The sequence below is a fragment of the Pseudarthrobacter sp. O4 genome (assembly GCF_050157025.1).
GTDB lineage: Bacteria > Actinomycetota > Actinomycetes > Actinomycetales > Micrococcaceae > Arthrobacter.
On sequence record NZ_CP189591.1, the window covers coordinates 3,268,468 to 3,291,618 of the forward strand.

Annotated in this window: 27 protein-coding genes; 25 read left to right on the top strand and 2 right to left on the bottom strand. The window is 67.9% G+C overall.

The window, feature by feature from the left end; all coding sequences use genetic code 11:
• Positions 1-7: 7 nt before the first annotated feature.
• The 12 genes from fliD (at position 8) to ACQCSU_RS15290 (ending at position 9,205) form a co-directional block, all read left to right on the top strand.
• Positions 8-1,339, top strand: a complete 1,332-nt coding sequence (gene fliD, locus ACQCSU_RS15235; RefSeq protein ID WP_426976110.1) for a flagellar filament capping protein FliD — start codon at positions 8-10, stop codon at positions 1,337-1,339.
• Positions 1,336-1,866: a flagellar export chaperone FliS gene (gene fliS / locus ACQCSU_RS15240; protein WP_426976111.1), complete on the top strand. Its 531-nt coding sequence runs from the start codon at positions 1,336-1,338 to the stop codon at positions 1,864-1,866. The genes fliD and fliS overlap by 4 nt, the downstream gene beginning before the upstream one ends.
• Before the next feature lie 10 nt (positions 1,867-1,876).
• Complete coding sequence (locus ACQCSU_RS15245) at positions 1,877-2,278, top strand: hypothetical protein (protein ID WP_426976112.1); 402 nt, start codon at positions 1,877-1,879, stop codon at positions 2,276-2,278.
• A gap of 147 nt (positions 2,279-2,425) precedes the next feature.
• Complete coding sequence (gene flgB, locus ACQCSU_RS15250; protein WP_426976113.1) at positions 2,426-2,767, top strand: flagellar basal body rod protein FlgB; 342 nt, start codon at positions 2,426-2,428, stop codon at positions 2,765-2,767.
• Positions 2,767-3,159 (top strand): flagellar basal body rod protein FlgC, encoded by a 393-nt coding sequence (locus tag ACQCSU_RS15255; RefSeq protein ID WP_426976114.1) that lies wholly within the window; start codon positions 2,767-2,769, stop codon positions 3,157-3,159. Before flgB ends, ACQCSU_RS15255 begins: the two co-directional genes overlap by 1 nt.
• Complete coding sequence (fliE, locus tag ACQCSU_RS15260; protein ID WP_426976115.1) at positions 3,159-3,464, top strand: flagellar hook-basal body complex protein FliE; 306 nt, start codon at positions 3,159-3,161, stop codon at positions 3,462-3,464. The genes ACQCSU_RS15255 and fliE overlap by 1 nt, the downstream gene beginning before the upstream one ends.
• Entirely contained in the window at positions 3,464-5,068 is a 1,605-nt protein-coding gene (gene fliF, locus ACQCSU_RS15265) for a flagellar basal-body MS-ring/collar protein FliF (protein ID WP_426976116.1), read from the top strand. The genes fliE and fliF overlap by 1 nt, the downstream gene beginning before the upstream one ends.
• Positions 5,065-6,081 carry a flagellar motor switch protein FliG gene (fliG, locus tag ACQCSU_RS15270; RefSeq protein ID WP_426976117.1) on the top strand — a complete coding sequence of 339 codons (1,017 nt, stop codon included), beginning with the start codon at positions 5,065-5,067 and terminating at the stop codon, positions 6,079-6,081. The genes fliF and fliG overlap by 4 nt, the downstream gene beginning before the upstream one ends.
• 79 nt (positions 6,082-6,160) lie before the next feature.
• Positions 6,161-6,766 carry a FliH/SctL family protein gene (locus tag ACQCSU_RS15275; protein ID WP_426976118.1) on the top strand — a complete coding sequence of 202 codons (606 nt, stop codon included), beginning with the start codon at positions 6,161-6,163 and terminating at the stop codon, positions 6,764-6,766.
• A complete protein-coding gene (locus ACQCSU_RS15280; protein ID WP_426976119.1) occupies positions 6,763-8,091 on the top strand; it encodes a FliI/YscN family ATPase in 1,329 nt (442 codons plus the stop codon). Before ACQCSU_RS15275 ends, ACQCSU_RS15280 begins: the two co-directional genes overlap by 4 nt.
• A complete protein-coding gene (locus tag ACQCSU_RS15285; RefSeq protein ID WP_426976120.1) occupies positions 8,088-8,522 on the top strand; it encodes a flagellar FliJ family protein in 435 nt (144 codons plus the stop codon). The genes ACQCSU_RS15280 and ACQCSU_RS15285 overlap by 4 nt, the downstream gene beginning before the upstream one ends.
• A gap of 2 nt (positions 8,523-8,524) precedes the next feature.
• Entirely contained in the window at positions 8,525-9,205 is a 681-nt protein-coding gene (locus tag ACQCSU_RS15290) for a C40 family peptidase (protein ID WP_426976121.1), read from the top strand.
• Between the two features lie 556 nt (positions 9,206-9,761).
• On the opposite strand, the gene ACQCSU_RS15295 is transcribed toward ACQCSU_RS15290, so the two are convergent.
• Positions 9,762-10,658, bottom strand: coding sequence for a hypothetical protein (locus tag ACQCSU_RS15295; protein WP_426976122.1), 897 nt, complete (start codon positions 10,656-10,658; stop codon positions 9,762-9,764).
• Positions 10,659-10,728: 70 nt separating this feature from the next.
• On the opposite strand from ACQCSU_RS15295, the gene ACQCSU_RS15300 reads away from it, so the two are divergent.
• From ACQCSU_RS15300 to ACQCSU_RS15310, 3 genes are read left to right on the top strand one after another with little or no spacing between them, the layout of a single operon-like run.
• Positions 10,729-11,670: a flagellar hook-length control protein FliK gene (locus ACQCSU_RS15300; protein WP_426976123.1), complete on the top strand. Its 942-nt coding sequence runs from the start codon at positions 10,729-10,731 to the stop codon at positions 11,668-11,670.
• 18 nt (positions 11,671-11,688) lie between these two features.
• Entirely contained in the window at positions 11,689-12,123 is a 435-nt protein-coding gene (locus ACQCSU_RS15305) for a flagellar hook assembly protein FlgD (protein ID WP_426976124.1), read from the top strand.
• A 31-nt stretch (positions 12,124-12,154) separates the two neighbouring features.
• Positions 12,155-13,327 (top strand): flagellar hook protein FlgE, encoded by a 1,173-nt coding sequence (locus ACQCSU_RS15310; protein WP_426976125.1) that lies wholly within the window; start codon positions 12,155-12,157, stop codon positions 13,325-13,327.
• A 631-nt stretch (positions 13,328-13,958) separates the two neighbouring features.
• Here ACQCSU_RS15310 and ACQCSU_RS15315 read toward each other — a convergent pair.
• Positions 13,959-15,662: a DUF222 domain-containing protein gene (locus ACQCSU_RS15315; RefSeq protein WP_426976126.1), complete on the bottom strand. Its 1,704-nt coding sequence runs from the start codon at positions 15,660-15,662 to the stop codon at positions 13,959-13,961.
• A 213-nt stretch (positions 15,663-15,875) separates the two neighbouring features.
• On the opposite strand from ACQCSU_RS15315, the gene ACQCSU_RS15320 reads away from it, so the two are divergent.
• The 10 genes from ACQCSU_RS15320 to ACQCSU_RS15365 are packed head-to-tail and all read left to right on the top strand — an operon-like array spanning position 15,876 to position 23,130.
• A complete protein-coding gene (locus ACQCSU_RS15320; RefSeq protein ID WP_426976127.1) occupies positions 15,876-16,163 on the top strand; it encodes a flagellar FlbD family protein in 288 nt (95 codons plus the stop codon).
• A 3-nt stretch (positions 16,164-16,166) separates the two neighbouring features.
• The gene (locus ACQCSU_RS15325; RefSeq protein WP_426976128.1) at positions 16,167-16,982 is read left to right on the top strand and encodes a motility protein A; all 816 of its coding nucleotides are present in this window, start codon (positions 16,167-16,169) and stop codon (positions 16,980-16,982) included.
• A complete protein-coding gene (locus ACQCSU_RS15330) occupies positions 16,979-17,806 on the top strand; it encodes an OmpA/MotB family protein (protein ID WP_426976129.1) in 828 nt (275 codons plus the stop codon). Before ACQCSU_RS15325 ends, ACQCSU_RS15330 begins: the two co-directional genes overlap by 4 nt.
• Before the next feature lie 56 nt (positions 17,807-17,862).
• A complete protein-coding gene (locus tag ACQCSU_RS15335) occupies positions 17,863-18,750 on the top strand; it encodes a flagellar motor switch protein FliM (RefSeq protein ID WP_426979808.1) in 888 nt (295 codons plus the stop codon).
• Positions 18,747-19,466 (top strand): flagellar motor switch protein FliN, encoded by a 720-nt coding sequence (gene fliN, locus ACQCSU_RS15340; protein WP_426976130.1) that lies wholly within the window; start codon positions 18,747-18,749, stop codon positions 19,464-19,466. Before ACQCSU_RS15335 ends, fliN begins: the two co-directional genes overlap by 4 nt.
• Complete coding sequence (fliO, locus tag ACQCSU_RS15345; protein WP_426976131.1) at positions 19,467-20,081, top strand: flagellar biosynthetic protein FliO; 615 nt, start codon at positions 19,467-19,469, stop codon at positions 20,079-20,081.
• 50 nt (positions 20,082-20,131) lie between these two features.
• The gene (fliP, locus tag ACQCSU_RS15350) at positions 20,132-20,974 is read left to right on the top strand and encodes a flagellar type III secretion system pore protein FliP (protein ID WP_426979809.1); all 843 of its coding nucleotides are present in this window, start codon (positions 20,132-20,134) and stop codon (positions 20,972-20,974) included.
• Positions 20,971-21,246: a flagellar biosynthesis protein FliQ gene (fliQ, locus tag ACQCSU_RS15355; protein WP_354248230.1), complete on the top strand. Its 276-nt coding sequence runs from the start codon at positions 20,971-20,973 to the stop codon at positions 21,244-21,246. The genes fliP and fliQ overlap by 4 nt, the downstream gene beginning before the upstream one ends.
• 1 nt (position 21,247) lies before the next feature.
• Positions 21,248-22,006, top strand: coding sequence for a flagellar biosynthetic protein FliR (locus ACQCSU_RS15360; RefSeq protein ID WP_426976132.1), 759 nt, complete (start codon positions 21,248-21,250; stop codon positions 22,004-22,006).
• On the top strand, positions 22,006-23,130 hold the full coding sequence (locus ACQCSU_RS15365) for an EscU/YscU/HrcU family type III secretion system export apparatus switch protein (protein ID WP_426976133.1): 1,125 nt from the start codon (positions 22,006-22,008) through the stop codon (positions 23,128-23,130). The genes ACQCSU_RS15360 and ACQCSU_RS15365 overlap by 1 nt, the downstream gene beginning before the upstream one ends.
• Positions 23,131-23,151 lie beyond the last annotated feature (21 nt).

Here is a 23,151-nt window from a genome sequence, read left to right on the forward strand (position 1 = left end):
GGCAGCGATGGGAATCTCACTCGACGGATTGGCCAGCGGGCTCGACACCACCGCCCTTATTGCTTCGGTGATGCAGGTTGAAGCCATTCCCCAGACGCTGCTCAAGAACAAGTCCTACGACATCCAGTACATGGTGTCCGCACTGCAGGGCCTCAACAGCAAGGTCGCCGCCCTCGCGACTCAGGCCGCCACCGCGGCCAAGCCCGGTGCCCTCGACTTGTATTCGGCAACCACGACTAGCGACAAGGTCGTTGCCACGACGACTACAGCCGCCAAGGCTGGCTCGATCGACTTCCAGGTAACCAAGCTGGCGCAGGCCCAGGTCACGGTGACGCCCAAAGTGAATGCAGTGGTCGGATGGCCGTATACCACAATGACCATCAACAGCGGGGGCATTGATTACACGGTCGAGCCGCTCTCAAGCAACCTCGACGACGTCGTGACCGCCGTCAATACGGCCGGGGCCGGCGTCACTGCCAGCAAGGTGGCTGTTGGCGGCGGGGAGTTCCGACTCCAATTCACGGCAACGAAGTCCGGCGAAGCCGGCGCCTTCACCATCAGCGATCCCGGTACTACTTTCACGAACGTCAAGGCCGCGCAGGATGCAGAGATCACACTCTGGCCAGGCACCGCCGTGACCCAGACCGTGAAGTCGCCGACGAATACCTTCACGGACCTGTTGCCCGGCGTGTCCGTCACCGCCAAAGAAGTGACTGCCGCTCCCGTCACGCTCACCGTGGCCCGTGACGACGCCGGCATCACCAAGCTCGCCTCCGACCTCGTCTCAGGCGTCAACGGCATCTTCTCCTTCGTGGCCAGCAAGACCGCCGTCACCAGCACCACCAACACGAGCGGGACATCGACCACTGCCGGCATCTTCGCCGGCGACAGCGCCGTGCGTTCCGTGAACCAGAGCATCCTGTCTGCGGCATCGCTGCCGGTCGGCACGCCGCCGCGGTCGCCGTCGGAAATCGGGATCAGCATCACCAAGACCGGAACGATGGAGTTTGACGAGAAGAAGTTCTCGGCAGCTCTTGCCTCGGACCCGGCAGGCACCGCCGCCAAGGTCCAGGAGATCGCCACGCGAATCGCCGCAGCGGCAACCTCTGCTTCGGACAAATACGACGGCACCCTGACAAAGAAGATCACCGGCCAGGAATCCGAAGTCCGTGACCTCGCGAATCGCATCAGCGACTGGGACACCCGGCTCGAATCCCGCAAGGCCACGCTGCAGCGCACCTACTCTGGACTGGAAGTGGCCCTCAGCAACATGAAGGCGCAGCAGTCGTGGCTTACCGCCCAGCTCGGCGGCCTTTCTTCAGGAAGTAACTCAGCATGACCACCACGTCTTACGGCAGCGGCCTCGGCAGTGCCGCCCAGCGGAACCAGTACCTCGCCGATTCCGTCCTCTCGGCTCCGCCGGCACGCCTGCTCACGATGCTCTACGACAGGCTCCTGCTGGACCTGGGCCGGGCGGAAGCCGCGCAGCAGTCGGCCAATTGGCCCGTCGCTTCGGAGAACCTCCTGCATGGCCAGGCCATCATCGCCGAACTCATCTCCTCGCTCAAGACGGACGCCTGGGACGGCGCCGACGGTCTCCTGGGCCTCTACAACTATGCCTTCACCGCACTGGTCAACGCCAACATCCAGCGTGACCCGGGTCTGACCCGCGAAGCCATCGAACTCCTGGAACCCCTGCGCCAGGCCTGGCACGAGGCCGCTGCTGCTGTTCCTGCGCCGTCCGCAGCCCCCGCTTCCGGAGCCCACGGTGTAAGCACTGCCTTCCCCGCCCCCACAGGCTTCTCCGCAGCGGGAGCCTGGAACACGCAGCCCGGAACAGGTGGCGGGAGCCTCGGCTTTGGGTAGCCAAGCGGACGTGGCGAACGGCATAGGGGAAGCCAGCATCCAGCACTACGAATCAACTCTGTCAACGCCCGCGGACACCACCGTGGCCGCGTGGAAGGCAATCCTGGACGTGCTGGAGATGGCCGTCGGCGCCGCCGAACGCACCTTGAAGGATCCGCTTGGTCCGCTGTCCTCCCCGCCCCGGAACCTGACGGACCCGCTTCCGGAGAAACGCTGGTCGCCTCCCACCTTTACCGGCCCGGTGCCGGCCGAGGCTAGGCGCCGCGCCATCGCGCTGTCGGACGCCCAGGAACGGGTGGCCCGGCGGCTCGAAGAAGCCCGAATGGACGTGGCCCGCCAGCTCCAGGCCGTCTCCTCCGTGCCCGGCGTCGGCGAGTCTTCCAGTGCCGTCTACCTCGACGTAAACGGCTGAGACACTCCGGCCGGGAGACATCCGAAAATACTCTCTCGTTTTCTCCTAACGCACGGCTGACCAGTGCCGATAACCACTGATAGAGCACGGATCGCTCGCTTACCGGCCACGGATCGGCCTCTCATCTCCATCCCCAGGCAGGACTCTGTGCTCGAATCCGTGACTTCCGCCGCCTTGGCCAGCGCCATGGATGGCCTTGCGCTGCGCCAGCGCACCATCGCGAACAACATCGCGAACGTCAACACGCCGAATTACCAGGCGAAGCGCGTCAGCTTCGAGGCAGCCCTCGCAGCCTCCGTGAAGTCCGGCGACGGCCGCGCCGAGGCCACCACCGCGGAGTCTCTCGAGCCCACCCAACTGAACGGCAACAACGTCAACCTGGACACGGAGACCCTGTCCAACATCGACACCGTACTGCGCTTCCAGTTCGCCGCCCGCGCCATCGGCGGTGAATTCAACGCCGTGCGCGCCGCCATGAGGACCAACTGATGACCTTCGACGCAATCGGGATCGCCGGCTCGGCCTTGACCGTCCACCGCAAGTGGCTCGACGCCGTCTCGGACAACCTTGCCAACATGAACAACGCCTCGCCCACCAGCGGCAACGCGTTCCAGGCCCGCTATGTGGAGGCCGCCGAGGGCTCCGAGGGCACCGGCGTGTACGTCAGGAGCACCCAGCTCGGCAACGCCGAGGGCCGGATCGTGTACCAGCCGGACCACCCGCTGGCGGACGTGGACGGCAATGTGAAGTACCCGGAGATCGACATGGCCGAGCAGATGGGCGCGCTCATCATCGCCCAGCGCGGTTACCAGGCAAACGCGCAGGTCGTCGACCGCGCCCGCGAAACGTACCTGGCCGCCCTTGAGATTGGACGATCCTGATGCCTGTTTCCCCGATCGCCCCGGTCCAGGGAGTACTTCCCTCGAATTTCGTCTCCGGCGCGGGAGCCGCCACTGGCACCGACGGCTCCGGCTTCGCCACGACCCTCACCGGTGCTGTGGATAACCTCCAGCAGCTGCAGTCGACGTCGAAGGAGCTCGCCGTCTCGGCGGTCACCGGCAACCTCGACGACATCCACAACGCCACCATCGCGGCCAGCCGCGCGCAGATCACCCTTGAGCTTGTGGCAACCGTGCGGAACAAGGGTGTTGACGCGTTTAACGAGATCATGAGGATGCAGGCCTGATGCCGCCGCAGATAACGGGCTTTTTCCAGCGCTTTGGCGCGGGCCTCAAAGGTTTCTCCACCGGCCAGCGAACCCTCGCCGTGATCGGTTCCGCCATGCTGGTGGTCGGCATCATCGCCCTCTCCGCCTGGTTGGCCAAGCCTGCCCTGACGCCGTTGTTCTCCGGCTTGAAGGACACGGACGCCAACGGCATCGTGGAGCAGTTGCGCAAGGACAATGTGCCCTACGAGCTCAGCGACGGCGGCTCCACCATCCTCGTGCCGCAGGACAAGGTCTACGACGAGCGCCTCAAGGCCGCCGCCGCCGGCCTCCCCACCGCAGCGGCCACCGGCTACTCCCTGTTGGACAAGATGGGCGTGACGTCCTCCGAATTCCAGCAGTCCGTCACCTACAAGCGGGCCCTCGAAGGCGAGCTGGCCAGCACCATCTCTGCCATGGACGGTGTGAAGACCGCCGCTGTCCGCCTGGCCATCCCGGAAAAGACCGTCTTCGTGTCCAAGGCCCCGGACACCACAGCCTCCGTGTTCGTGGAGACCGCGCCCGGCTCCACGCTCTCCGGCGACAAGGTCCAGGCGATCGTGCACCTGACCTCGGCCGCCATCGAAAGCCTGTTGCCCGTCAACGTGTCCGTTGTTGACTCGCAGGGTAATGTGCTCTCCTCCGTCGGCGGCGGGGCTGTCGGCTCATCCTCGAAGCAGGCCAGCGACTTCCAGCAGCGCACGTCCGACGCCGTCAAGACCGTTCTGGACCGCGTGGTCGGTCCCGGCAACTCCACCGTGGCCGTGGCCGCGGACGTCACCGGCGAATCCGCCCAGCAGAAAAGCGAAACGTTCTCCAACGCCGAGGGCGCCCTGCCGCTCAGCGAGTCCTCCAAGACCGAGAAATACACCGGAACCGGGGGAGGAGCCGCAGGTGTCCTCGGCCCGGACAACATCGCCGTTCCCGGCGGCACCAGCGGAAACGGCAACTTCGACTCCTCGACCGCCACCAAGAACAATGCCGTCAACAAGGTCACCGAGGACCGCGTGATCCCGCCGGGCGCCGTCAAGCGGCAGACGATTTCCGTGGCGGTCAACCAGTCCGCCGCAGGCGGACTGAACCTGGCCTCGTTGACGTCGCTGGTCACTGCCGCCGCCGGCATCGACACCGCACGCGGCGACGTCGTCACGGTGGAGGTCGTGCCCTTCAGCACCGCCGCCGCGGACCAGGCTGCCGCCTCCCTTGAGGCCGCCAAGGCCGAGGCGGAAGCCCAGAAGCAGGCCGAGTTCTTCGGGACGCTGATCACTGCAGGCAGCATCCTGCTGGGGCTGCTGATCCTGGCGCTTGTCATCACGATTGTGCTGCGCCGCCGGCAAAAACGCGAACCGGTGGACCTGGGCGAACGGCTGGACCTCCTGCCGGTCATGCCGGCTGTCTCCGCACTGCCGCTTCCGCCCGCGACGTCGGCCATTCCGCTGACCGCGCTGCCCCCGCTTCCCGGCCCGCCACCCGAACTGCTGGAGGCTGAGCGGCGTCGCTTCGAGATCGACAGCATGGTCGCCGCCAACCCGGAAAAGGCCGCCGACTACCTGCGCGGCCTCATGGATGACAGGCAGCCGGTATGAAACTAGCCGAAGTCACTCTCACCGGCACCCAGCGTGTCGCCGTGGTCCTCATGCAGATGAGCTCCGCCAACGCTGCCAAGGTCATGGCCCAGTTCACGGATTCCGAGGCGGAAGAAATTGCCGCCGAAATCGTCCGGCTCCGGAAAGTGGACCCGGACGTGGCAGAGCAGATCATGAAGGACTTCCATCACGCCGCGCTGTCCAGCCCCCGGCAGGCCCGGGGTGGCCGGGAACTCGCCGAAGGCCTCCTCGAAGCCTCGTTCGGTTCCGAAAAGGCTGCCGGCCTGATCAACCGTCTGACGGTCAACATGGCCGGAAAGTCCTTTGAGTTCCTCGAAGACATTGAACCCGTCCAGGTCCTGTCACTGATCGACGGCGAACTGCCGCAGACTATTGCATTGGTCCTGGCCCACCTCAGCCCCCGCAAGGCCTCCGCCGTGATGTCCGGACTGCCGGGCTCGCTGCGGGCCGACGTCGCGTTGAGCATCGCGACGATGGGTTCCGGCGCGCCGGAAGCCATCGGCATCGTGGCGGACACGCTCAAGCTGCGCGGTGGCGCCGCCGTCTCGCAGCAGGCATCCAAGGTAGTGGGGGGCATCCAGCCGCTGCTGGAGATCATCAACCGGACCGATGCCGGCACGGAACGCTCCGTGCTTGACGGCCTGGACCTGCTGGACCCGGAACTCGCGGTGGAAATCCGCGCCCAGATGGTGACCTTCGACGACATCGTGAAGCTGGAGCGCAAGGACGTCCAGCTGGTGCTCCGCGGACTGGACGCGTCCGTGCTGGCCGTGGCCATGAAGGGCGCCTCGGAGCCCGTCCTGGAAACCATCACCACCAACGTCTCCGGCCGCAACCTGGAAATCCTCGAGTCCGAGATCGCCGCCATGGGCCCGCTGCGCGGCTCCCAGATCGAGGAAGCCCGCGCGGCCGTGGTCCGGTCCATGCGCGAGCTCGATGCCGAGGGCTCGATCACGATCCAGCGCGGGGACGAGGAAGACTATGTTTACTGACGCGGCCCCTACTGGCACTGCACCTGCTGACGCTGCCCCTACTGGCACTGCCCCTGCTGACGCCACCCCGGAGCGGATTGTGTTTCCCTCGCTCCGCGCGAGCGGGCCGGCCAGCGAACAGGCCGGCTACACGGAGGGCCATGCCGCCGGCTATGCAGCCGGCGTCCGGGCCGCCGCGAAGGAACAGCGCCGCTGGCGGGACCGGATGGCCGCCGAGCAGGCCGCCTCCCTCGCCGCCGGTCAACATGACCTCGACCGTGCCGTGCGCGCCCTTGCCGTGGCACGGACTGACTTCGCCCACCGCAATGTACAGGCCCTGCAGGACGCCGAGGAAGTACTGGCCCGCACCGCGCTGGAACTCGCGGAGGCCATCCTGGGCTACGAACTCGCCGAAGGCACCCGGACGGCGCGCGCCGCCCTAGACCGGGCCCTGTCCGGGAACGACGCCGCCAACGTGCTGGCGATCCGGCTCAACCCGGCCGACATCGACGTCCTCGCCAAGGAAGGCCTGGACCTGCCCGCCGGACTGCCGCTGCTCGCGGACCAGTCCCTCAGCCGGGGCGACGCCAAGGTGGAATATCAGCAGGGCTGGCTCGACGCCAGCCTGGGCAGCGCCCTGGCCCGTGCCCGTACAGCGCTCCTGGGCGACGGATTTCCCGGCGGATTTCCGGGGGACCAGCGATGATCGCCGGGTGGCGCCCCAAGGGTGCCGACTACGCCGCGGCCCTCAAGGCTGCCGTCCCCCAGCGGGTCGGCGTCGTCACCTCGGTGATGGGCCTGGGCCTTGAAGTGTCCGGACTCGACTGCGCCCTGGGCGATCTGGTGACCGTGGGCTCCAACCCGGGACTGGACGCTGAAGTGGTCGCCGCCCTGGACAGCTCGGTGCGCTGCATGCCGCTGGGCCGGCTCGCCGGCGTCGCGGCGGGCGACCCCGTCCGGGCCATGGGCGGCACTCTGCTCGTCCCCACCGGGCCGGGACTCTTCGGCCGGGTCATTGACGGACTGGGCCGGCCCATCGACGGCAAGGGTCCGCTCAACAGCGGCCCCCGGGTGCCGATCGACAACGAAGCCCCGAACGCCATGAAGCGTGCCCGGATCGACACCGCGCTGCAGACAGGCGTCCGTGTGCTGGACACGATGACCACGCTCGGCAAGGGCCAGCGCATGGGCCTCTTCGCCGGTTCCGGCGTCGGGAAATCCTCCCTGCTCTCGATGATTGCCCGCGGCACGGACGCCGAAGTCTCGGTGATTGCCCTGGTGGGGGAGCGCGGCCGTGAAGTCCGGGAATTCCTCGAGGATGACCTGGGACCCGAAGGCCTGGCGCGCTCCGTCGTTGTCGTCGCAACGTCGGACGAACCCGCACTGATGCGCATGCGCGCGGCCTTCACCGCCACCCGCATCGCCGAATCCTTCCGCGACAAGGGCCAGGACGTCGTCCTGATGATGGACTCCCTCACCCGGGTGGCCATGGCCCAGCGCGAAATCGGCCTGTCCGCCGGCGAACCGCCCGCCACCCGCGGCTACCCGCCGTCGACCTTCTCCATCCTGGCCCGGCTGCTCGAACGCGCCGGGACGGCCGAAACCGGCTCTGTCACCGGCATCTACACCGTCCTCGTCGACGGCGACGACCACAACGAACCGATCGCCGACGCCGCCCGGTCCATCCTCGACGGGCACGTCGTGCTGGACCGGAAACTCGCCGTCACCGGACACTTCCCCTCGGTGGACGTCCTCGGATCCGTCTCCCGGGTCGCCACCAAGGTCAACTCACGGCCCCACCTCGAGGCCGCAGCAACCCTGCGCCGGGTCCTTGCCGCGCGCAAGGCGGCACAGGACCTGATCGACGTCGGCGCCTACCAGACGGGCACCAACCCCCTGGTTGACGCGGCCCTGAACCACGAGCAGGACGTGAGCGGATTCCTGCAGCAGCCGATGGAGGAATCCACGGCCCACCCCGAGTCCTGGCAGCGGCTCGAGAACCTCACGTCAATCCTGGGAGCCGCAGCATGAGCCGCCAATTCTCACTGGCAGGGCTCCTTCGCCTCCGCCAGATCCAGCAGGACCAGGCCGCCACCGGGCTGGCGCGCGCCCGCTCGCGCTCAAGCTCCGTCCGGGTCCGGGAAGCCGCCGCGCGCCGCGAGCTGGCCGCCAACGACGAGCCGATCTCCAGTTCCGCCTCGCTGCGTGCCATTGCGGCTGCACGGTCCTCGTCCCAGAGCATGCTCGCGGACCTGCAGACCCTGACCCGGATCGCGGAGACCCAGGAAGCCGACGCCCGAAGCGACTTCATCGCCGCGCGCACGCGCTCGGTCGGCCTGGAGAAGCTGCAGGCCCGCCACCACGCCGAAGTCACCACCGAGGACCTCCGGGCCGAACAATCGACGTTGGACGAAATCGCGTCGACCGTGTGGCACCGCGATGCGCAGCAGGTGAAGCAGTGAGCATGACCGAGGCGATCGGCCGGATGCAGGGCATCCAGTCCATGATTGCGGAACTGACCCGCCCGGCGGCTGAGGCTAACGCCGCAGCGGTGAAGTCCGCCGCCGGGTCTTCGCTTGCCACCGCGACGGGCAGCGGCGACGCCGAATCCTTCAGCCAGGCGCTCACCGCGGCACTGGGCGGAAATACCGGAACCGACATCTCCTCCCTCGCCAACGGCCTCGGACTGGGAAGCACGATGGCGGTGGGCGCCCTCAAGGGCCTGACCGCGCCGGGCGCTGTTGCCGGGTCCGTTCCCGCCGCCGGGTCTGCCACCGGCACCGACGTGGTGGCCATGGCGAAGAAGTACATCGGCGTGCCGTATGTCTGGGGCGGAACCAACCCGGCCACCGGCATGGACTGCTCCGGCTTTACCCAGCGCGTCTTCAAGGACCTGGGCGTCGAGATTCCCCGCGTCGTGAGCGACCAGATGCGGCAGGGCACCCCGGTTGCGTCATTGGCCGAGGCCAAGCCCGGTGACCTGCTGGTGAGCTTCGGGGGAGGTCACATCTCCATCTACCTCGGCAACGGCAAGGCGATTGACGCCCCCGTTCCGGGCAAGACCATCCAGATCCGGGACGCCTGGGAGCAGCACTCGAACCTGACGTCCATCCGACGCATCGTTCCGGCAGGGGCAGCGTCGTGAACGGGATGGTATCGACGGACCTTGCTCCGGCAATTCTTGCAGCGGCGCCCGCCGCAGGGACTGCGCTTGGCCGCGGTGCGCAACAAGAGACCGCAGGAAATACGGACGCGGGCACCTTCGCCACCGTTCTCAGTGACGTCCTCAACTCAGTGTCCGGCCAGGCTCCGGAGACCGAGACGCCTGGAGCGCAGGAGACTGCCGGGGTTCCCGCCGAGTCAACTGTCGACGGCGAATCCGCCACCGCCACAAACCCGGCTCAGTTCGTTCCTGCTCAGTTCGATCCTGCTCAGTTCGTTCCTGCTCAGTTCGTTCCGGCCGTAGCCGTTCCTGCTGCGGTGGACCCTTCGGGTGCTGCGTCGGCGATGGGATCGTTTGCTGTTCCCGCCGCTGCCGCATCGTCGGTTGGAACCATGGCCCCGAACCTCGGCCCGGGTTCCTCGCGGTCACCCCTTGCGGCCAGCGCCGCACGCCGTGGGCTGCCGGCCGACGTCGGAAATCAGGTGGCCGTCGGAAGTCAGGTGGCCGGGACGCCAAACGTCCCCGCAGCGCAGCCGGCCTACTCCGCGGCTCCCCTCGCGGCGGCCCCCGGACTGGCAACTTTCGTGCCGGGCGAACCCGGCCTGCCGGATTCCCGGCTGATCCAGGCCGGCGGCGCGCCCGCCGATGCCGTGCAGCCCCTGGCCGCAGCGTCCCCGGTGACGCAAACTTCCACCGCGCAGCCCGCAGCGAGGCCGCCCGTCAATAGTGCGACGGCGACGGCGACCGCGACGGCACCGGCAACGGCCGTGCCCCCGGTGGTGCAGCAGTCGGCGGTGGCGGCCAGCACTGCGGCGCCGATGACGACGGCGACCGCACTTCCCGCAACGACGCCGCCGACCACGCCGGCCTCGACCGTCTTTCCCGCGACGCCGATGACCGGTGCCCGGGCGACCACGCCGGCTTCGACCGTCTTTCCCGCAACTTCGCTGACGACCACCGGTGCCCGGGCGACCACGCCGGCCTCGACCGTCTTTCCCGCGACGCCGAAGCCGGTGCCGGCCACTACGCCGGCGCACGGTGCGGCGGCGACCGCACCTCCTGCAACTTCGACGCCGCCCACGCCCGCCACGACAGTCCGTCCCACAACGCCGGCGCACGGTGCGCGGGCGACCGCACTTCCGACGACGACGTCGGCCACCACCGTCCTTCCCACTACGCCGTCGCCCGGTGCGGCGGCGACCGAACTTCCCGCAACTGCGACGACCACGCCGTCCACGACCGTCCTTCCCACTGCGGTTGCTCTAACGCCAGGAGCGGGGGCGACCGTGCTTCCCGCAACACCGGCGGCTGCGGCCTCGCCGGCCACGACCGCCCTTCCCACTACGGTTGCTCCGACGCCAGGAGCGGGGGCGACCGTGCTTCCCGCAACACCGGCGGCTGCCTCGCCGGCGGTCCCGGTGCAGGCCGCCACCATTCAGCGCGCGGCTGTGCAGCCCGACACCGGGAAGCCCGCAGCCGCTCAGTCGTCGACGGCGGAATCTGCGGTGCCACCGTCTCCAACCGCCCCGACGGCCGTAACCGTTCCGGCCAGCGCGGCCGCAGCGAACGGTTCAGCCCCCGTCGAGGGTGCAACGCGTCCGGGCACGCAAACGGCCGCCAGTACTTCCACCGCGCCCCAGCCACAGCCCCACCCTGCGGCTGCAGCGCAGGCGGTCGCCAGTGCCGCCGCAATATCGGACACCCAGACCGGCGTCGCCCTTCCGGATACGACCGGAAGCATCGCCTTGCCGGAGACGCCGGCCGTCGTGGATCCCGCCGGCAGCACGCCTCTTGAGTCTCCTGCGCCCGTTGCCGCCACCGCCGCCACAGCCGCCACAGCCGCCACCGCCGACGCGCTGGCGGCTGCCGGGACGGCGACGGCGACAGCGCAGCCGACGCCGGGTCCGGCGCATTCCCCGGCGCCCTCAGCCGCGCCGCAGCCAGCGCCGCACACGCCTTCCCAGCCCGCGGCCACTCTTCAGCCCCAGCTGGCCAAGCCGCTCTTCACCTTGGCCGGGGCGCCGCACGGACAGCACATCATGACCTTGAAGGTGTCGCCGGAGGACCTGGGTCCGCTGACGGTCCGGGCGCACATCGATGCTGCCGGCGTCCGGATCGAGCTCTTCGCCCCAGGAGATGCCGGGCGCGAGGCGATCCGGGGGATCCTGCCCGAGCTTCGCAAGGAACTTGCAGATTCCGGCTTTGGAGCCAGCCTCGACGTCTCTGACCGCGCTGGGCCGGGCGGAACAAGCCAGGACAACCCCGGCCGGGATGCGGGCCAGGACGGCAGCGGCCGTGGAAGCCGGAACGGCTCCAGCCCGGGCGGCGGAAACGTCGCCGGCGAGCAGCGCAGCGGACACCGCTGGGATGCTCTGGCCGACGAGTCGGCCATGCGCAACGCCAGATCCCTGAACGGACCCCAAACCACCCTCGACATTCTTGTCTGACACGAAGGAAAGCGACTCATGACGATCCAGCCCATCGCCTCCCAGCCCATCGCGGCCACGGGGGAGACCGCCAAGGCAGCTGCCGTGCGGGCACCCGTGCAGACCATGGATTCGGATGTCTTCATGTCCCTCCTGGTGGCCCAGCTCAAGAACCAGAACCCGAGTGCTCCCATGGATACCAACCAGATGATGAGCCAGACCATCCAGCTCTCCATGATGGAGAAGATGTCCGAGCTGACCACCAACAGCAAGGAAGGGTTTTCCCTCCAGATGCGCTCGGCCGCAGCCCAACTGATCGGCCATTCCGTCGGCTACACCCTCGGCGACGGCACCACCGGCACCGGCGTCGCCAGCTCGGTGTCCTACGCCGGAACGGTACCCACCGTGAAGGTCGGCGACCTTTCCATCCCTCTCGACTCCATCACCGGGCTCACGGCTCCGGCCGCTTCCTAAGTAGTTTTTCAACCGTAGAAAGGCAGTTCCCATGCTCCGCTCGCTGTACTCCGGAATCTCCGGCCTTCGCGCCCACCAGACCATGCTGGACGTTACCGGCAACAACATCGCCAACGTCAACACGGCCGGCTTCAAGGCGTCCTCCACCCAGTTCCAGGACACCCTCTCGCAGATGCAGCAGGGTGCCACGGGCCCGCAGGCCGAGACCGGCGGCAGCAACCCGGCCCAGATCGGCCTGGGTGTCCGGGTTGCCGGCGTCAGCACCAACTTCGCCCAGGGCTCCTCGCAGAGCACCGGCCGTGCCACCGACATGATGATCTCCGGCGACGGTTTCTTTGTCACGAGCAAGGGCGGCAACCAGCTCTTCACCCGCGCCGGCGCGTTCAGCCCCGACGCCGCCAACCAGCTGGTCAGCCCCGACGGCGGTATCCTGCAGGGCTGGACGGCCACCAACGGTGTGATCAACGCGGGTGCCCCGGTCGGCGGCATCACGCTGAACCCCAACACCATGGTTGCCAAGGCAACGGACACAGTGACGCTGGACGGGAACCTGCCCAGCGACTACGCCACGACCGGCGCTGCATTGGACCGTGTCGTCAAGGTCTACGACGGCGCCGGCGCCGAGCGCAGCCTGACCGTGACCTTCGCTAAGACCGCTACGGGCTGGGACGTCTCTGCAAAAGACGGGGCAGCCACGTCAACCATCCAGCTCGCTCAGAATCCGAACGGCCAGCTCACACCCAACGGCCCGTTGGCGATCAACGGCATCAACGTAGACCTCTCCAAGGTCTCCGGCTACGCCACCATGAGCTCCCTGACGGTCAGCGGCCAGAACGGCGCTGCGGTCGGCAAACTGGAGTCCTACACGCTGGGCAACGACGGCTCGCTGATCGGATCCTTCAGCAACGGCATCAAGCAGGTCCTCGCCAAGATCGCACTCGCCAAGTTCACCAACCCGGCGGGCCTGGAGAAGTCCGGCGGCTCGTCCTATGTGGCGACCGGCAACTCCGGCGGCGTGCAGCTGGGTGCGGCGGGCGACCCCGGCATGGGCAGCCTGACCGGCGGAAACCTGGAAATGTCCAATGTGGATCTGTCCCAGGAATTCACCAACCTGATCGTCGCTCAGCGCGGCTTCCAGGCAAACGCCCGCATCATCACCACCTCTGACGAGGTGCTCCAGGAGCTCGGAAACCTCAAGCGCTAAGACGTCGGAAAATTTGACTGTCTCCCAAAGATGATTGGGAACAGCTTCGGGTCCGCATACTTCCGGAGCCGAAGCTGTCTCCTTCACTACCCTGTGCGCGTCCGCGCTCATGTCCTTCGCTCATGCAGAAGCGGTCAGCGGAGGACCCTTTCGGCTCATTAAGGTCATCCCTGGGAGCCGGCCGCGCTCCGTGTGTATTTTCGGATCAGGACCTAACTCCCACCGATGACGTCCACTCCCGGCAGCACCTGGCGGAGTGGGCGTCATCGTTCAGCCACGACGGTGCATCAGCGCGCGGAGTGCAGGCACCCAGGCTAGTCGCTGATCCGTCCGAAGAGGGTCAGGCAGCCCTGTCGGACTCGGTCAGTTTCGACTTTGCTCCAGGCCCCGGGGGGCGTCCATTGGGCCGCGTCGGCCCTAACGATGCGGATCGCCGGGAACTCAGCCGGCGAACTCGTGTACCGGCATCCCGGTCACTTGAAGGTCTGCTCGGAAGAGGGATCCCGCCAGCGGATCTTCCCGGGTTCGAGCTGCTCCCTAGTCCGAAAATGAGATGACTTGCCTGCGGTCGGCGCGCCTGGGGGTGTCCGGAGGGCGACAGAGGGCCTCCGGACGTCATGGAGATTGGTAGTCAGGCTGCCGGGGTCAGGGTTACGGTGTAGCCGAGGGGGGCCGACCAGGCCGGATCGTCCGTGTCTGCGGCGGGCAATGGGTGCCAGGCCGTGAATTGGTGCCAGTCCGGGAAGGGGTCCGGGGGCAGTTCCGGTTCGGGATCCGGGCCGGGGTGCCCGGTTGGCGCCGGGTCCGGATGATGTCCCGGATCCGCGGGCAGGCCTTGGTCCGGGCCGGTGTCCGTGCCTGGGTCCGTGGTCAGGGTGTGGTGTGGCCAGTGGGGTGGTTCCCAGTCCTGGTGTTCGCTGGGCTGGTGCCGGCCTGAGGGTGCGGTCCACCCTGGTGGGTTGTCTTTGCTGGCTTCGGTTGGTGTCCAGGCGGAGCTGTGTTTGAGGCGGTGGTGTCTGGGGCAGGGCTGGCCGAGGTTGGAGATGCCGGTGTTGCCTCCGTCGGCCCAGGCCAGGAGGTGGTCTGCTTCGTTGTCCAGGGAGTGGTTGCTGCAGCCGGGGAAGGGGCACTTGCCGTCGCGGAGCCGGAGCCATTGACGCTGGGCCTTCGTGACGCGGTAGCTGGTCCGTCCGATTTCCAGCGGTGCGCCGTCGCGGGGGTCGGTCAGGACGCGGTGGAAGGAGTCGGCGCCGTCGGCGATCAGGCGGCGGGCCATGGACGGCGGGATCGGCCCGTACCCGTCGAGGGTGGCGGGTTCGTCGGTGGCGCCCAGGAGGGACAGGACCGGGACGGTGATCAGGACCTGCGCCCGCGGGGACGGGACACCCCCGGCCACGCCCCCGCCCACACCCCCGCCCGTGCCGGTTCCGCCGCCGGCCGTTCCGCCGCCGGCCGTTCCGCCGGTGGTGCCGGTGCCGGTGGTGTGGCTGGTGAGGAGCCAGGTGGCGGTGATGTCGGCGCGGAGCTGGGCCAGCGGCCGGGCCTCGGCCGGGCCCTGGAGGGCGCGGGCGGCGGCGGTGGTCCGTTCCCAGATCCCTGCGGCGGTGTCTGCCGGGAGGTAGGCGGAGAGCCAGGCCATGCCGTCCCGGTCCGGGGTGTAGTCGACCCGGCGGTCCTCGGCGCTTTTGGTGTGGCGTTTTTCGATGCTGACCGGGTGGTGGCGTTCCCGCCAGGCGCGTGCTTTGGCGCGGAACCGGGACGGGACGAGGTCCCCGGCCCGGCACCCGCGGGCGGGGTTGGAGGCGCCGGGGTCCAGGAAGTGCGCTTCCAGCGCGGCCGCTCCGGCGGGATCCAGGCTGCTGGTTTCGTCGACGATGATCCGGGCGTGCTGCCAGGAGATCGTCCCGGCCTGAAGGGCCGTCAGGGTCAGCGGCAGCGCCGTCGTCAGTGCCTGGCATTCGGACAGGAGGGCTCCGGCGGTCCGTTCGCTGACGGTCAGGACACAGGCGACCTCGGCGACCAGGGCCATCTCCTGGGCGGTGTGTTCCTGCGGGGACGCCGCCGGTGAGGCCAGGGCCCTGGCTGCCTGCACGTATTCGGCGGCCAGCCTCACCTTCAGCGCGGCGGTCCGGGCTTCCAGCCGGGCGACGTCGGCGAGACCGTCCAGGCAAGCATCCGCCAGATTCCGCAGCGGATCGATGTTTCGCAGCGGATCGGCGCCGGGCGGATCAGGGCGGTCCGCGCCGGTGAAGGCAGCAAGCACAGCAGTGGACGCGCGCGACGGCCTCCACGGCCTCCCTGCTTTCCACACTCCAAGCTGTTCTGCTGTCCACACCCACAGCATCTCAGGAGGCACTGACAATTTAAGGCGGCGCCGGCGGCAACTAGTCGTCGGCGGCGGTTCGCGCTGGCTAGCTTTAGCAATTTAGCTAGTCCGTAGCAGCGCGGTGCCTAACGAAGGTGCCGGGGCTGCCGACAGTAGGAGGAGAACACCCCTTCCCGCCGCTGAGCTGCAAAGCTGAGCAGAATAACAAAGCAGAATCGGCCCATGATCGTCGTCACACGCCTCAACGGAACGCGCTTCGCGGTCAATCCGGATCTGATTGAACGGATCCACGAGAGCCCGGACACGCACGTGGTGACGCTCGACGGCGCCGCCTACGTGGTGCTCGAAAGCCTCGCGGAAGTGGTCGAACTCATCGCCGACTACCGGGCCTACGTCCTCAGCAAGGCGCGGGATTTTCCCGCAGTCACGGGCTACCCGCTAAGCCTGGTGCCGACGTCGGACCCCGAGAGCGACGCCACCCGCCCCGCGCCTGAGCAACCAAGAAAGTAAGCCATGGATCCCGCTACAGTCATCGGGCTGCTCCTCGCCTTTGGCTCCGTCATAGCCATGGTGACCATGGAGGGCGCCAGCATTTCCTCCCTCCTGCTGCCTGCCCCCATGATCCTCGTTTTTGGTGCCACGCTTGCAGTCGGCCTCGCCGGCAACACCCTTAAGGACGTGCTGCAGGCCTTCAAGGCGTTGCCGAAGATGTTCATGGGGAAGACGTCCAAGCCCCAGGAGAGCATCGACCAGATTGTCCGCTTCGCCGAAAAGGCGCGTTCCGAGGGGCTGCTGTCCCTCGAGGAAGAGGCCGCCAGCGTCAAGGATCCTTTCCTGGCCCGCGCCTTGCAAAACATTGCCGATGGCACCGACGCCGAGGACCTCCGGGTGCTCCTTGAGGACGAGATTGACTCCAAGTCGCGCAGCGACCACGCCAACTCGAAGTTCTTCGCCAGCCTGGGCGGCTACGCCCCGACCATCGGCATCATCGGCACCGTGGTGTCCCTGACCCACGTCCTCGAAAACCTCTCCAAGCCCGACGAACTGGGCCACATGATCGCCGCCGCGTTCATCGCCACCCTGTGGGGCCTGCTCTCCGCCAACTTCATCTGGCTCCCGTTCAGCTCGCGTCTGGCCCGCCTGTCCGAGCTGGACATCGAACGGATGACGCTGCTCATGGAAGGCGTGCTGGCCGTGCAGTCGGGTGCCCAGCCCCTGCTGCTCGCCGAACGGCTCCGGTCCATGGTTCCCGAACACCAGCTCAAAGCCTCCGGAGGCGGCCGAAAGGGTGCCGGCAAGGACGCGGACACCGTGGACAAGGCCGCGTGAGTCCCAGGCGGCGCCCGCGCAAGAGGCCGGAAGAGCACCACGTCGACGAACGCTGGATGGCCTCCTATATGGACATGGTCACGGTGCTCATGTGCATGTTCATCGTGCTCTACGCAATGTCCACGGTGGACGCCAACAAATTCGAGAAGCTCCGCAACTCCCTGGCCACTGGCTTTGGGGCGACCGTGAGTGAGACCGTGGACACCGCCTCAGGAACCGTCGTGCCACCGGAACTGGCGGACAAAGACTCGGAAGCCTTCGCCGCCCCGGTCACCCCCAACGCCCCCGTCACCCCCGACGCCCTGGCTGCGGCAATGAAGGAAGTGGACCGCCTGCGCGCCCTGGAGGAGCAGATGAAGGCCGGTCTGGCCGCCGCCGGACTCAGCGAGAACGTGGAATTCCAGATCGACCAGCGCGGCCTGACCGTCAAACTCATCGGCTCCCAGACCTTCTTCGCCCCTGACCGGCCCGAACTGACTGACCGCGCGTCCCAGGTCCTGCGGATCATCTCTCCGGTCCTTGGCCCCGCAGCACTGGAGATCATGGTCGAGGGCCACGCGGCGAACGGCGTCACCTCCTACCCGTCGACGTGGGAGCTGTCCTCGGCGCGCGCCGTCAACGTGCTGCGCTACATGGTGGACCGCGGCGGGATCGCACCCGGAACCATCGGCGCCGTCGCCTTCGGCTCCGCCCGGCAGGTCAACGACGACTCCACCCCCGAGCTGATGGAGCGAAACCGCCGGGTGGACATCGTGATCGTGTCCGACCAGCCCGACGTCGTCCGTGCGCTCATTCCCGAGGCACTGAAGCTCACCCAGAAATAGCTGCCGCACTGCTTACGGCGGCGGATCCCTGGCCGATAGTGACAACCGTGAGTGTTATGGATGAGCGGGAAGTGGTACGGGAGCGGACCGTCAGCGTCTATGACTTCCGGCGTCCCGCGACACTGGCACGGGAACACAGCCGCGTCCTGGAACTGGCCTTTGAAACCTTCGCCCGCCAGTGGGGCACCCAGCTGACCGCCAAAGTACGCGTCAAGTCCGTCGTCCGGCTCGAAGACGTCAGCATGGTCAGTTACGACGAGTACGCCGCGTCCCTGCCCGCCGTCACGGCGATGGTGCTCTGCACGGTCGAGACCCACGATTCCAAGCTCGTCGTGCAGTTCCCGGCCCCGGCGGCGCTCGGCTGGGTAAACCGGATGCTCGGCGCCTCCAACGATGCGCCCATGCCCGACCGCAAATTCACCCAGATCGAGCAGGCCCTGATCAAGGGACTCATGGACGAGGCACTCGAAGACCTCGGCTACTCCCTCGGACCGCTCCTGAGTGAAGCCGTCCGGGTGGACACCATCCAGTACAACTCCCAGTTCGCCCAGGCGGCCGCGCCCAGCGAACTGATGATCGTCGCCGCGTTCACCATGAACGTCGGCAACATCAGCGCCCCGGCCACCCTGGCCGTTCCGGCCAGCATCCTGCTGGGGCGGCTCAAGAAGGTCAACCCCACGGACAACCGCGGGGATGCATCGGCCCGCGTCAGCGCCCAGCTGGAGCGGGTTCCCGTCGAGCTGTCCGTGCGGCTCTCGACGTCGTTCGTCACCCCCAACCAGGTCCTTGGCCTCGCCGTGGGGGACGTGCTCACCTTGCCGCACCTGGAAAACCGGCCGTTTGACGTCACCCTGGACGGCACCAGGCTGGCCACCGCGGCCCCGGCCCGCAACGGATCCCGGGCAGCTGCAGTCATTGTCACAATCGAGGAGAACCACCGATGAGCATCACCCTGACCAAGCACGAATTGTCGGCGGAGCGGCTCGTCGAGGAGCTGCCGAGCCCGGTGGCCCTCAAGGTTGTCGCGCTGGTGCCCGCCCGGGCAGCCGCGGCGTACGCCCGCCAGGCCGTCACCGCCACCTTCGTCGGTGCGGTCACGGCAGACCTCGCGCTGATGCTGAGCGACCGCACCTTCCTCGATGAAGCGGCCGGGGCAGGATCCCAGCTGGGGCACGTCTCGGTGACCGATGTGCTGCGCCCCGCGATGGAAAGCGCCAGCTCCGTCTTCGGCGCCGGCGTCCTCAGCGACCTGCGCGAATCCGACGCCTCCGGATTGCTCTCCGACCCGGACACGGCCGTTTTCGAACTCTCCGACGGCAGCAACGCCGCGGCCTGGTTCGCCGTCCGCCTCCGTGAGCACAGCACCGGGCAGGACCGCGGAGACGTGATCAGCGGCGGGGACACCGTGGCGGGCCGCCTGGGCCGGATCAACAACATCGAAATGGCGCTGACCGTCGAGATCGGACGCACCAGGATGTCCGTGCGCGACGTGCTTTCCCTCGAACCGGGCAAGATCATCGAACTGGACCGCTCCGCGGGCGCCCCGGCCGATGTCCTGCTCAACGGCCGGCTGATTGCGCACGGCGAGGTGGTGGTCCTGGACCAGGACTACGCCGTCCGGATCACCCGCATCCTGGACGTGGCCGAGGGGCTCAGCTGAATGGACTCGCTGATCCTCGGGCTGCGGGTACTCGTGGCCCTGGGCGCGGTGCTGGGCCTCATGTGGTTCCTGCAACGCCGGCTCGGCCAGGGCACCGGACGGCGGCGGGCTGACCGCGCGCTGACCGTCGTCAGCCGCCAGAGCGTCGGCCAGAAGGCCTCGGTGGTAGTGGTCGACGCCGCCGGCCAGCGATTCCTGCTCGGGGTCACCGAGCACGCCGTCAATGTCCTGCACACGGGCGATATCCCGCTGGAAGCGGAAGACGCCGCCGCACCGGAGACGCGCCGCGGCACGGGGGAATTCGCCCGGATCCTCGCAGTCTTCGGCCCCCTTTCCGGCGGCCAGGACGGCGGACTGGACAGGATCCAGGACGGCGGCCACGACGACACCCCGGATGACGGGGACGGCGGACAGGACGGTGGCCACGACGGCGCCGGCGATGTCGCTGACAACGTCCCGCTGTCACGCCGCAGCACCCTGCACCGGGATTCCCATGGCCGTGGACCCGCGACCCGCGCTGCCACGGCAGGACACCCGCCCCTGCACGGTTCAATTCTTGCCGGCTCCACCTGGAAGCAGGCCGCTGCCGCTCTCAGGAGCGGACGCCGCAATTGATCCGCCTGCCCGCCGCCCGCCGCACTTCCACACGCCGCACTTCCGCACGCCTGGCAGTTGCCGCCCCTGACCGGCTCCCGCCGGCCAGGGCATTCGTGCTGGGCCTGGCCGCTGTCCTGCTTGCCGTCCTGCTGCTGTGGCTGAACGCTGCCACCGGCCACGCCGCCCCCATCGTTCCCACCCCGCCGGTGGCCCCGACGGATCCGGCAAACCCCGACGACGGCAGCGTCAACATCCAGATCAACGGCATGGACGGCAAACCGTCCACGGCCGTGCTGACCCTGATCGGGATCACGCTGCTTTCCGTGGCGCCGGCCCTGCTGCTGATGATGACGTCCTTCACGAAGATCTTCGTGGTCCTGGCCATGACCCGCAACGCGCTCTCGCTTCCGTCCATCCCGCCCAACCAGGTCCTCGCCGGCCTCGCCCTGTTCCTCTCGATCTTCGTGATGTGGCCCGTCATCAACGAGATGAACAACATCGGGATCCAGCCGTACCTCAACGGAACCCTGGACTTCAACGGCGCCGTCGGCGCCGCGTCCGGCCCGCTGCAGCACTTCATGCTGGCCCACACCCGGGAAGAGGACATCGCCCTGATGTCCCGCGCCGCGGGTGCGGAGAACCCGGCGACCCCGGAGTCCGTGCCGCTGCAGACCCTCATCCCGGCCTTCATGATCTCCGAACTCCGGGCCGCGTTCATCATCGGCTTCGTCATTTTCATCCCGTTCCTGGTGATCGACCTCGTGGTCTCCGCGGCCCTGATGTCGATGGGCATGATGATGCTGCCGCCAGTGATGATCTCCTTGCCGTTCAAGATCCTGCTCTTCGTCCTCGTGGACGGCTGGGGCCTCATCATCACCGCGCTGATCCAGAGCTATGCGGGCACCGGATGAACGCCAACGCCGTCCTGGACATCTGCCTCCAGGCCATGATCGTGGCCGCCAAACTCTCCGCGCCGGTGCTCGTGACGGCCCTCGTCGTTGGCCTGGCCATCTCGCTGCTGCAGTCCATCACCCAGCTCCAGGAAGCCACCCTGTCCTTTGTGCCGAAGGCCGCCGCCGTGGCCGTTGCCCTGGTGGTCTGCGGGCACTGGATGATCTCGGAGATGGTCGCCTTCACCAATGACCTCTTCGCCAAGATCCCGTCCCTGCTCGGAGGCCTGTGAGGTGGGCATTCCGATCGACCCGACGTGGCTGGAAGCGCTCCTGCTGGCCACCGTCCGGATGACGGCGTTCCTGATCGTGGCCCCGCCCTTCGCACACCAGGCCTTCCCGGCACGTATTAAGGCCATGCTCGGCCTCGGGCTGGGCCTCGCGGTGTCCCCGCGCGTGTCCGTCGGCTACGCGGCCCGGGACACCGCCGGCTTCGTCACGGGGATCGTCCTGGAACTCGTCACCGGACTGGCCCTGGGCTTCCTGGTCCTGGTGATCTTCGCCGCCATCCAGTCCGCCGGCAGCCTGATTGATCTCTTCAGCGGCTTCCAGATGGCCCAGGCCTTCGACCCCCAGATGAATATCAACGGCGCCCAGTTCACTCGCCTCCTGCAGATGGCGGCCCTGGCGCTGCTCTTCTCCTCGGACGGCTATCAACTCGTCATCACCGGCCTGACCGGAAGCTTCGCGGCCCTGCCGCTGGCCGGCGGCATCGACCTCGCCCAGCCGGTGCAGGCGATGACGACGGCGGTCACCGGCATGTTCCTCTCCGCGGTCCAGATCGCCGGACCGCTGATCGTGGTGCTGTTCCTCGCCGACGTCGGACTCGGCCTGCTGACCCGCGTGGCCCCGGCGCTCAATGCCTTCTCCCTGGGCTTCCCCCTGAAGATCCTCCTGACGCTGTCGCTGGCGGGCTTCATGTTCCTGGCGCTGCCCAGAATCGTCTCCAGCCTCGCCGGCCAGGCAGCCAAGACAGTGCTGGGGGTGGGCTGATGGCGGATTCACAGGAAAAAACCGAAGAAGCCACCGACAAACGGATGAAGGAGGTGCGCTCCAAGGGCCAGCTGTCCCGGTCCCAGGACCTCACCGCGTGGGTCGGCGTCGGTGCCGCCGCCATCATGATCCCGGCCACCGTGGACCGTGCCTCCAGCGCCGCGACGGACCAGCTTTTCAGCATCCGCGGCATCGTCGCCGAGCCCGATCCGGGCAAGGCCGTCAAGGCGCTTGAGGACGGACTAACCGCGATCGCCGGGATCGTCGGCCCCATGCTGGTCGTCGTGTTCATCGTGGTCCTCGCCGGCTCCGCGCTCCAGGGCGGGGTGCACCTGAAGAAGTTCAAGCTCGACTTCGAGCACTTCAAACTGCTCAGCGGGCTGAAGCGGACCTTCGGGGCCCAGGCGGTCTGGGGCGGCGTGAAGGCGCTGCTGAAGGCCAGCGTGGTGGGGCTTGTGCTGTACAGCGTGGTGCAGGGACTCATCCCGGTCCTGCTGAGCGCCGGGGGACTGCCGGTGGCCGGAGTGGTGCAGGCCGCGGCCGGCGGTATTTCCTCCCTCGTCCAGTTCGCCGTGGCCGCCGGAATCGTGCTCGCGGCCGCGGACTTCTTCGTGGTCATGCGGCGCAACCGGAAGAAGACCCGGATGTCCAAGAAGGAAGTCCAGGACGAGAACAAGAACAGCGAAGGCGATCCGCTCATCCGGTCCCAGCGCCGGGCACGGCAGATGGCGATGAGCCGGAACCGCATGATCGCCGCGATCGGGGACGCCGACGTCGTTCTGGTCAACCCCACTCACGTGGCGGTGGCCCTCAAGTACGAACCAGGGAAATCCGCGCCCCGCGTGGTGGCCAAAGGCTCAGGACACGTGGCGGCCAGGATCAGGGAAGAGGCCGAGGCGAAGAACGTGCCGATGGTCCAGGACATCCCGCTGGCCAGAGCACTCCACGGAGCCTGCGAGCTGGGCCAGGAGATCCCGGTGGACTTCTACCGCGCCGTGGCCGGAGTGCTCGCCTTCGTCATGGCGCTCAAGGCCCGCGGCGCCGCCTCCGGAATGCACCGGATGGGCAGCGCGGCCCCTGCCGTAGGAACAGCCGTTGGAAGCCCGGCAGCAAGCCCGGCATGAACACTTTTCGAACCAGCGTCT